General features: G+C 61.9%; 7 protein-coding genes. 2 read left to right on the top strand and 5 right to left on the bottom strand.

All coding sequences use genetic code 11. The annotated features are described in order from the left end of the window. The 3 genes from GX181_02045 to GX181_02035 all read right to left on the bottom strand — a co-directional run. Positions 1–611: RluA family pseudouridine synthase (locus tag GX181_02045; GenBank protein NLM70728.1), on the bottom strand; the 611-nt coding region annotated here is incomplete at its 3' end. Then, positions 601–1590, bottom strand: a complete 990-nt coding sequence (locus tag GX181_02040; protein ID NLM70727.1) for an HD domain-containing protein — start codon at positions 1588–1590, stop codon at positions 601–603. The genes GX181_02045 and GX181_02040, both read right to left, overlap by 11 nt. Positions 1591–1653: 63 nt before the next feature. Continuing rightward, positions 1654–2859 (bottom strand): 2,3-bisphosphoglycerate-independent phosphoglycerate mutase, encoded by a 1206-nt coding sequence (locus tag GX181_02035; GenBank protein ID NLM70726.1) that lies wholly within the window; start codon positions 2857–2859, stop codon positions 1654–1656. Positions 2860–3010: 151 nt separating this feature from the next. Between GX181_02035 and GX181_02030 the strand changes: the two genes are divergently transcribed. Continuing rightward, a complete protein-coding gene (locus tag GX181_02030; GenBank protein ID NLM70725.1) occupies positions 3011–4222 on the top strand; it encodes a pyridoxal phosphate-dependent aminotransferase in 1212 nt (403 codons plus the stop codon). Between the two features lie 105 nt (positions 4223–4327). Further along, entirely contained in the window at positions 4328–6448 is a 2121-nt protein-coding gene (locus tag GX181_02025) for a CDC48 family AAA ATPase (protein ID NLM70724.1), read from the top strand. Between the two features lie 63 nt (positions 6449–6511). On the opposite strand, the gene GX181_02020 is transcribed toward GX181_02025, so the two are convergent. Continuing rightward, entirely contained in the window at positions 6512–8521 is a 2010-nt protein-coding gene (locus tag GX181_02020; protein NLM70723.1) for a transglycosylase SLT domain-containing protein, read from the bottom strand. A gap of 35 nt (positions 8522–8556) precedes the next feature. After that, positions 8557–9480 carry a diguanylate cyclase gene (locus tag GX181_02015; protein NLM70722.1) on the bottom strand — a complete coding sequence of 308 codons (924 nt, stop codon included), beginning with the start codon at positions 9478–9480 and terminating at the stop codon, positions 8557–8559. Positions 9481–9522: the final 42 nt, after the last annotated feature.

Here is a 9522-nt window from a genome sequence, read left to right as displayed (position 1 = left end):
GTAAGGGCCTCCTTTCCCCCCTTGTCGACCCTTACGGTGTTGGAGGCCCTGTCCTTCAGAAGAGGCGCGTCTATCTCCCCGCTTCCCTGAACGACACCCAGGACCACCGCCAGGTATGTCTTCTCGATCCCGCGGTTGCGAAAGGCATCCTGCAGCAGCCTCAGCACGACCCCCGACAGGGCCACCAGCAGAACCCCCGTCGTGTTCCTGTCGAGCCTGTGAACGGCGTAGGCACGCTCCTCCGCTCCCTCGAGACGCATCATGTACTTCACCCTGTCCAGCACGTTGTCCTGCCCCTTCCGGTCCGGCTGGACCAGCAGGTTCGCGGGTTTGTCCACCGCCAGCAGCCCGTCGCTCCGAAAGAGCACAGGCAGGGTGCGGCGGATGAGTGGAGGCCCTTCCCGCTCTGCGGGCGGCTCCCAGGGCACGTAGACCTCCTGCCCCGCCTCTATCCTGACGTCGCAGGCGCTCTTTTTTCCGTTCAGCCTGACCGAGCCCGTCCTTATGCCCTTCATCACGACGCTCAGGGGCAGGGAGGGCCATATGGAGCGGATGGTCTTGTCCAGGCGGCGTCCGTGGTCCGACTCGGAGACGGTGAACTTATGCGCCATTTGGGCTCTCTTGTCTCCAGAAGCGTCTCTGCGCCGAGTGATTGTAGTCGGAGATCTCCCGCCCCTCCTCCATCTGCTCGACGGCGTTCTTCCAGCAGAAGAGCCGGAAGTCGATCTCGTCTGCAGCGCTCACCGCCATCGCCTCCGGCGTCGCGGGAAGAACGGGCGAACCGTACTCCCTGCAGCCGTGATGGCTGACTATTATATGCCCGAGGGCCATGAAGAGCCGCTCCTCCAGCCCGAACTCCCTCGCCAGCGACTCGAACTTGCCGTAGCCTATCGCGATGTGGTCGTGGAAGGTCCCCGCAACAGTCATCACAGGCACGGGCGTCAGCCTGTAGGCATCGAGCTTGCCGAGGTCGTGAAGCAGGGCACCCGCTATCGTCACGGACAAGTCCGCCTTGTAGCCTCCGAGGATCCCCGCCTCCGCTATACCCTTCGCCGTCCTCGCCACCGCTACCGTGTGCTCCAGGAGCCCCCCGACGTAGGCGTGATGATGAGACACCGCCGCCGGACAGACGCTGAACTCCTCCCAGAGGTTCTTCTTGAAGAAGGCGAACCTCAGGAATTCCCTCACGGGCCCGTCGCACTCGTCCACCAGGCCAAGGAACTCCCTCTCCAATGTCTCCTCCGGGACGGGGGAGCGCTGGACGTGTCTATGAGGCGGAAAGGTCGCCTGGTTCATCAGGGAGACTGCATTGAAGTTGTACTGCTGCTGCCCCCTGAACTCGCTGACCTGGCCCACGAGGCCCACTGTCTTGCCGACGAGGTCCTTGAACGCGTCGTACTCGGCCGGCTCCTTGATCTGCTCCGGCTCTGCCCTCCTGTCCCACCACTGGGCGTTCGACCACGCCTTCCCGTCGATGATCCCGTCGGAGTCCATCACCCCGAGGTCCCAGTAGTACCTGCCGTTCTTGTCCCTCTTCATGGACGACCTCATCACGACAGCCAGCACTTTGAACTTGTCGTCCTTCGCCATGCCCTTTATTTCTCTCGTAGTGTTAAGCTGCTGTTCCTCCACTGAATCACCTCGTCAAAAGTGTCATGCTCCGAACTTTTCAAGCCTGCGAGCGTGCGCCAGCATCAGCCCGAGAAGTTTGCTGCCCTCGATCCGTCCACCGGCCCCGACCCGGCACTCCCTCTCGTCGAACGACGTAGAATCCCCCCTGCGGGCGTACTTGCTCCTCAGCAAAAAGGGCACCGGGTGCCACGAATGGCCGCTCAACAGGCTCGGGGTGCTGTGGTCCCCCGTTATCACAATAACGTCCGGGTCCAGGGCGGTCAGGCGCGGAATCAGCCTGTCAACCGTCTCCACGACCTCCCTCTTTCCGTCGAAGTCCCCGTCCTCCCCGCGGCTGTCAGTGTACTTGACGTGGACGTAGAAATAGTCATAATCGTCATATGCTCGCTCGACCGCGCCGAAGAGGTCGTCCAGCGTCTCGCCCGCGTCCACCACGCTCATACCGACCAGCTTGGCCAGTCCCCTGTACATCGGGTAGGTTGCCACCGCGACAGGCTTTATCCGGTAGAGGTCCGGCATGAGGGGGATATCGGGCGCCGACGAGAAGCCTCTCAGCAGGCACCCATTGACCGGGGATTCACCCTTCAGCACCGAGGCGACCCGGTCGATGAATTCGTTCGCGGCCCGGGCCATCCTCTCGCCGTTCTTCGAAGTCGCACGTGCAGGGCGCATCGGCACTCCCTCGGCCTGGGGGTCGGCGTCCGACACCTCCTCGGAGAGCCCCTCCCCCGAGAAGACCGCGACGAACCTGTGCTCCTTGCCGGGGTAAAGCGAGACCTTAACACCGTCGACCTCTTTTATCGAATCCGCCAGCTTTTTAACGACGAGCGCGCTCTTCTCCGTGGCGATCCTCCCCGCCCGCCTGTCGACTATGATATCACCGTCTCGCGTGCAGAAGTTTCCGCGGGCGCAGATATCTCCAGCTCCCACCGCGGCGCCCACTCCCATCGCCTCGAGAATGCCACGCCCTATGGAGAACTCGAGAGGATCGTACCCGAAGAGCGACAGGTGTCCCGGGCCGCTGCCGGGGGTCACCCCGACGTCCACTATCTCGAGGAGGCCGAGTTCGCTCTCCCCAGCCAGTGCGTCCATGTTCGGCTTGAAGGCCGCCTCAAGCTCGGTCTTACCCTCCGCGCCGGGCAGGCCTCCCAATCCGTCCATCACGAGGAGGATCATCTTTCCTCCCCCCTCTGCCGCGAGCGTTTTCAGCAGTTCCATCCTTTTCATTCCTTGTCACCCCCGCTGCGATATGTTTTCATTCATTTTTCTCGTAATTTGTCACCCGCGACCGCCCTATTCTGTAAAAACCCTCGTATTTATGTTATCATTTTCCCCAAGAGAGATTCACCATTTAAACCAAATCAAGGGGGTTATCAAGGTGAAGTTTTCCGAAAGAGTCAAGGCCATGCAGTCGTCTCCTGTACGCAGACTGCTGCCCTACGCCGAAGCGGCAAGGGCCAAGGGGAAGAAGATCTACCCACTCAACATCGGACAGCCCGACATCAAAACACCCGAGTCATTCCTCAAGTCCATCAGGGAGTTCTCGCAGGAAGTCATAGCCTACGCCACCTCCCAGGGCAACAACGACCTGCGCGACGCGATGAGCCGCTACTACAAAGAGTTCGAGATTCCCTTAGAGAGGGAGGACATAATCGTAACCGCGGGCGGCAGCGAGGCGCTTCTTTTCGCGTTCATGACCATGTGCGACCCTAACGACGAGGTGCTGATTCCCGAGCCCTTCTACGCCAATTATAACGCTTTTGCCCAGAGTGTGAACGTCAAGGTCGCGCCGATCACTACGAAAGCTGAAGAGGGCTTCCATCTTCCTCCCAAGGAGCAGATCGAGTCCCTGATCAATCCGCGCACCCGCGCCATCCTCGTCGCCAACCCCGGCAACCCGACCGGCACCATCTACACCCTCGACGAGATGAACATGCTAGCCGAGCTCGCCCTGAAGCACAACCTCTACATCGTCGCCGACGAAGTCTACCGCGAGTTCGTCTACGACGGCCTCAAGTACACAAGCTTCGGACACATGCCGGAGATCAAGGACAGGGTCATCATAGTAGACTCGGTCTCAAAGCGCTACAGCGCCTGCGGCGCCCGCATAGGCTGCATAGCCACCAAGAACAAGGACTTCATGGCCCAGGTCCTGAAGATAGCCCAGGGACGCCTCTGCGTGCCTACGCTCGAGCAGGTCGGCGCCACCGCCCTCTACAACACACCGAAGTCCTACCTCGAAGAGGTCAACAAGGAGTACCAGGCGCGCCGCAACACACTCTACGCGGCCCTTCAGAAGATGCCCGGCGTAATCTGCTCGGAGCCCAAGGGCGCCTTCTACGTCATGGTAAAGCTCCCGGTCGACGACGCGGAGAAGTTCATCATCTGGATGCTGGAGAACTTCGACGTCGACGGGGAGACCCTGATGGCCGCCGCCGGAGAGGGCTTCTACGCCACCCCGGGCCTCGGCAAGCAGGAGTTCCGCCTTGCCTACGTCCTCAAGAACGAGGAACTGGTCAAGGCCATGGACGTGCTGAAGCTCGCCCTCGAGGCCTACCCTGGCAGGGTCGAGCCAGTGGCCGCTGGCTAGGACGCAATTTTGTCAACGTCTCCCATGCCCCGCGGCGCTTGACGGCAAGCCGCAGAGCATGGGAGTTTTTTCCGCTGGAGACACGATGAAGAGAGGTTGTCGCACATGTTAAAAGTCAAGGAAGCCATGTCGAAGGACGTTGGACACGGCATAGCCCGGATCTCCCCGGAGGATATGGTCAAACTGGGGCTTTCTGAAGGTCAAATAGTCGAGATAAAGGGAAAGAGGCGCACCCCGGTTCGGATCCTCTCCTGCGACTCGGAGCTGGTGGAGTCCGGGGCCGCCAAGGGCGTTGTGCAGATAGACGGCATATCGAGGGACAACGCCCAGATCAGCATCGACGACAAGGTCGAAGTCCACAGGACGACTCATCACTTCGCGGGAAGCGTGACCCTTCGCCCCCTGACATCAACGGCACTGCTCGAGAAGGAGCGCGACGCTGTCTACATCCGCTCCCTGCTCGAAGGGCTTCCCGTCATCAAAGACGACCGGGTGCGCACCAACCTGTTCGGCAGCCGGATGTGCGACTTCCGCATAGTTGACACCACGCCCTCGGGGACGGTGATAATCAGCAAGTCGACCTACGTGAACGTTGAGAAGCAGGCCGAGGGGGAGAGAAAGGCCAAGATAACCTACGAGGACATAGGCGGCCTCGGCCCGCAGATCCAGAGGATCAGGGAGATGATAGAGTTGCCGCTTCGCTTTCCCCAGGTGTTCGACAGGCTAGGAGTTCAGCCGCCCAAGGGGGTGCTGCTCTACGGCCCTCCCGGCACCGGCAAGACAGTAATAGCCCGTGCAGTCGCGGCCGAGACGGACGTCTACTTCACCCACATCTCCGGCCCGGAGGTTATAGGCAAGTTCTACGGCGAGAGCGAGGAGCGCCTTCGCAACGTCTTCGAGGACGCCCAGGCGCACGCCCCTTCGATCATCTTCATCGACGAGATAGACGCCATAGCCCCGAAGCGCGAGGAGATGGGCGGTGAGAAACAGGTCGAGAGGCGAGTCGTCGCCCAGCTGCTGGCCTTGATGGACGGGCTTGAGTCCCGGGGCCAGATAGTCGTCATAGGCGCGACGAACATCCCCAATACTTTGGACCCGGCTCTGCGCCGCCCCGGCCGCTTCGACAGGGAGATAGCCATACCCATACCCGACAGGAACGGACGACACGAGATACTCGCCATCCACACCAGGGGGATGCCCCTGGCCTCGGACGTCGATCTTCGACGCCTCGCCGACATGACCCACGGCTACGTGGGCGCGGACATAGAGGCTCTCGCCAAGGAGGCGGCCATGGCCAGCCTCAGGGAGCTCCTTCCCGAGATAGACATGGAGATGGAGGAGATCCCCTACGATCGGCTTCTGGCGATGGACGTCAGGATGGAGCACTTTCTGGACGCCTTCAGGGAGGTGGACCCCTCCGCCATCAGGGAGGTCTTCGTGGAGATCCCCGATGTCTCCTGGCGCGACATAGGCGGGCTCGACGACATAAAGGACGAGCTCCACGACGCGGTTCAGTGGCCACTGCAGCACGCGGACATCTTCGAGAAGTTCGCCATCACCCCGCCCAAGGGCATAATGCTCCACGGGCCCTCTGGCACCGGCAAGACTCTGCTCGCCAAGGCCCTGGCCCACGAGAGCGGCGTCAACTTCATATCGGTCAAGGGGCCGTCCCTCATGTCCAAGTACGTAGGCGAGAGCGAACGTGCGATACGGGAGGTCTTCCGCACGGCCAAGCAGGCAGCCCCGTCTATCCTCTACTTCGACGAGATAGAGTCGCTCGTCCCGGTGCGGGGAAAGGACAGCGGCGCGGGGGCCAGTTTCACCGAGCGTGTCATAAGCCAGTTCCTGGCGGAGATGAGCGGCATAGAGGACCTGAAGGGCGTGGTGATCCTCGCGACCACCAACAGGCTCGACCTGGTCGATCCCTCCCTGCTGTCGAGCGGCAGGTTCGACATGATACTGGAGCTTCCCCGCCCGGACGCGGCAGCGAGAGAGAGGATCTTCGAGATCCACCTGCGCAAGAAGCCACTCTCGTCGGAGATCCGCATACCGACCCTGTCCAGTCTCACGGACGGGCGCACGGGAGGGGACATAGCCTTCGTCTGCAGAAAGGCGTCCATGATGGCCATACGCGAGCACATCAAGAGCGAGGGCGGGCAGGACCCGTTGATCGAATGGAGGCACTTCGAGGCGGCTCTGAAGGAGCTTAAGAACCCGTCGTCCTGACGGGACGGACTCGCGACGGACATGACGAAACGGGCGGCCCGTCATCCGCGGCCGCCCGTTTTTTCAATCCCCGTCGTCCTCGTAGTCCGATGTCTCCCCTCCGACGTCCACCTCTTCCTCCTCGGGCGGATAAAGTGCCCTGTAGACCTCAAGGTTCGCCGTCACCTTTTGGACGTAGTCGTTCGTCTCCTCGAATCGCACCAGCTCTATCCATTCGTCCAGCGGCACGTCCTTCCTGTCGCCCAGCCACTTCCTGGCGTTGCCGGGGCCGGCGTTGTAAGCGGCCAGCGAAAGCCCCACATCGCCGAAGGAGCGCATCAGCCTCGCGATATGGGCCGTGCCCATTATTATGTTCTGCTCCGCGTCGTAGACGCTGTACTCCTTCATGCCGAGTGATTTCGCCTCTCCGGCAGCAGTGCCGGGCATCAGCTGCATCAGGCCGCCCGCCCCCGCCCAGCTCGTCGCGGCGGGGTTGAACGCGCTCTCCTGCTTCATGATTGCCCATACGAGGTTGTCCTCCACCTCGAAACGCTCCGCCGCACGGGTCACATCCGAGTAGAAGGGGCGGGGGTACAGCATCGAGAGGGCGTCCTCGTAGAAAGGCCCGGTTCTGAGCCTCTCTCCTATCTTCAGCGCCGCGGTGTAAGTCGCCTGCTGATCTCCCGTCCAGTCGGCCAGCCGGGCGGCCCTGAACACGGATCGCTCGTCGCCCTTGGCGAGCAGCACCCTGCGCGCGTGCGAGACGAAGCCCCACTGTTCCAGCAGCGACGGCTCCGAGTCGAGGTCCGGCGGGGTACCCGGAGTCAGCTCAATCTCGCCCCCCGCCATGAAGGCGTAGATGGAAAGGGGGTGGTCCTTCTTCAGGCCGTCGAGCAGGAGCCTGCTCTTCTCCCTGTTCCCCAGCCTCTCGTGCCCCTTGGCTACCCAGTGAATGACCCGGGGCCGCCAGTTTCTGTTCATCCCCGGGGCGAGGCTCTTCTCCCACTGGGCCGTCGCACCGGCAACATCTCCGGCCCTCCACCTGTCCCAGCCCCTCCCCCACAGGATCTGGGTCGTGAACAGGGAGCCGGGCGCCAGTTCAATGACCTTGTCCTCGGCGGCGGCTTTCTCCTTGCCCGATAGATGGGTCGACAGGGAGTAATAAGCCCTGACCTGTATCTCCCCCTCGCGGTTTGAGGCCACCTCCCTCAGTACGCGAAGCGCGTTCTCCCTCTCCCCCCTGCCGGCCAGGATGGAGATCCGCCTGACGGAGGACTCGGCGTAGGACTCGCCCGTCTTCGCCAGGTAGCCCCACGCCTCCAGCGCGGGCGCGTACTGCTTCTTGTTGTACAGGCAGAAGGCTCGGTAGTATCTCGACTTGCGCCCGTGCCTCGAGTCCATCGGGATGGCGAGGAAGAGGGGTATCGCCTTGTCGTACTTGCCGGATAGATAGGCTGCGTAGCCGACCGCCATGTTCACGTCCGAACTCCAGGGCTTCGGAAGGGACTCCAGAACCTTCAGCGCGGCGGAGTTCCTCGGCGACATGTCCGTCATCCTCAGCGCGTACTCGGTCTTGTCGCCTGGGAGCTTCAGCAGCTCTGCCAGTGCGGTCGTCCTCTGCGAGTCGTTCTGAGCCAGGCTGTACATCTTCTGAGCCGCCTCTCGCCTTTCGCCTCCGTCGCTCGCATTCGCCAGGCGAAAGAGGGCGTAGGCGGCGTAGTAGCCCAGGTCGGACGGGGCCACGGGCAGCAGGTCGAGCGCCTTCGCCACGGCCTCCCCCGGCCTTCCCAGCCGCTCCAGCGCCAGCACCATCATGAACTCCCCGTAGGGGCGCACCTCGTCCGGCCAGTGGAGCGCGCACTCCTCGAAGAGGGCAAGGGCCTCCTCGAAGCGGTTCGAGAACCAAAGGGCGTTGGCCGCCAGGGACTTTTCCATCGGCGTCAGATCAACCCCGGACCGCAAGAGCGAGTCCACGCCCCTCCAATCCCTGGCGAAGAACAGGTCCCCCATGGACCATGCCCCCGCCGCCGGGGACGACAGGAACAGAACGAATAACAGAAGCGCCGCCACAAGGTATGCACAGCTCTTTCTCAATTGCAACACTCCTCTCCAAGCCCCATAGGGACCCGCTACCTGCTCACCCTGTTTCTCCCCGAGTTCTTCGCCCGGTAAAGCGCCTTGTCGGCCTCGGCAAGCAGGGAGTCGACGTCTGGATACTCCTCGGACAGGTCGCAGATCCCGATGCTGACGGATACAGATAGGCCTTCATCCTCCTCCTCGCAGGCCTTGAAGGGCTTCGACTCGAAAGAGAGGCGCACCCTCTCGCAGATAGCGTCTATATCGCCATTCTCCAGCCCCGGGAAGATCATCAGGAACTCCTCTCCTCCCACCCTGCCTACTATATCGTAGGGGCGGACGGACTTCGTGATTCTCTCCGCGCTGTCGATCAGCACCCTGTCCCCCGTCACATGCCCGTAGGTGTCGTTCACCGTCTTGAAGTGGTCTATATCCAACATGGCGACGCTCAGAGTCCCGTCCTCCCTTTTGGCGCGGATTATCTCCTTGCCGAGCCTGTCTATGACCGCCCTCCTGTTGAAGATCCCGGTGAGCGCGTCGAATATCGCCGCGTTCCTGAGCTCCTCCTGCAGATCGAGGATTCTCTTCCCCCCCATAACGCGCAGCCTAAGCTCGTGGGAGTCGAAGGGCTTCGTCACATAGTCGTCCGCCCCCGACTCAAGCCCGGCGATCACGCTCTCCCTGTCGCCCTTAACGGTCAGGATGATAATATACTGGTACGGTTTTGCCATATCCCCGAGGCAAGAGGATTCCTCGTCGGGCCTCTCCCTTGAGGAGAGCATCCCGCAGATCTCTGGGCCGCTCCTGCCCGGCAGGATCCAGTCGAGGATCGCCAGAAGCGGGGGGTCCTCGCCCTGGAGAATCTTCAGCGCCTCGTCGCCATCCTGGACGGAGACGACTTGAAACCCCCATTTTGTCAGAAGAGATTCGAGCATGAAAAGAGAAGTTACGTCATCCTCCGCAACAAGTATCTTCATGGTTTTTCCCCCTTGATTGATTTATCGATGCCCATGAAGCCG

The sequence above is a fragment of the Synergistaceae bacterium genome (genome assembly GCA_012521675.1).
Classification (GTDB): domain Bacteria; phylum Synergistota; class Synergistia; order Synergistales; family Aminobacteriaceae; genus JAAYLU01.
This window is presented reverse-complemented; position numbering and strand designations above follow the sequence as displayed.

Excerpts from the sequence above, each read along its gene's own strand:
- GX181_02040 (NLM70727.1), bottom strand. The coding sequence starts at position 1,590 with ATGGCGAAGGACGACAAGTTCAAAGTGCTGGCTGTCGTGATGAGGTCG.
- GX181_02035 (NLM70726.1), bottom strand. The coding sequence starts at position 2,859 with ATGAAAAGGATGGAACTGCTGAAAACGCTCGCGGCAGAGGGGGGAGGA.
- GX181_02025 (NLM70724.1), top strand. The coding sequence starts at position 4,328 with ATGTTAAAAGTCAAGGAAGCCATGTCGAAGGACGTTGGACACGGCATA.
- GX181_02015 (NLM70722.1), bottom strand. The coding sequence starts at position 9,480 with ATGAAGATACTTGTTGCGGAGGATGACGTAACTTCTCTTTTCATGCTC.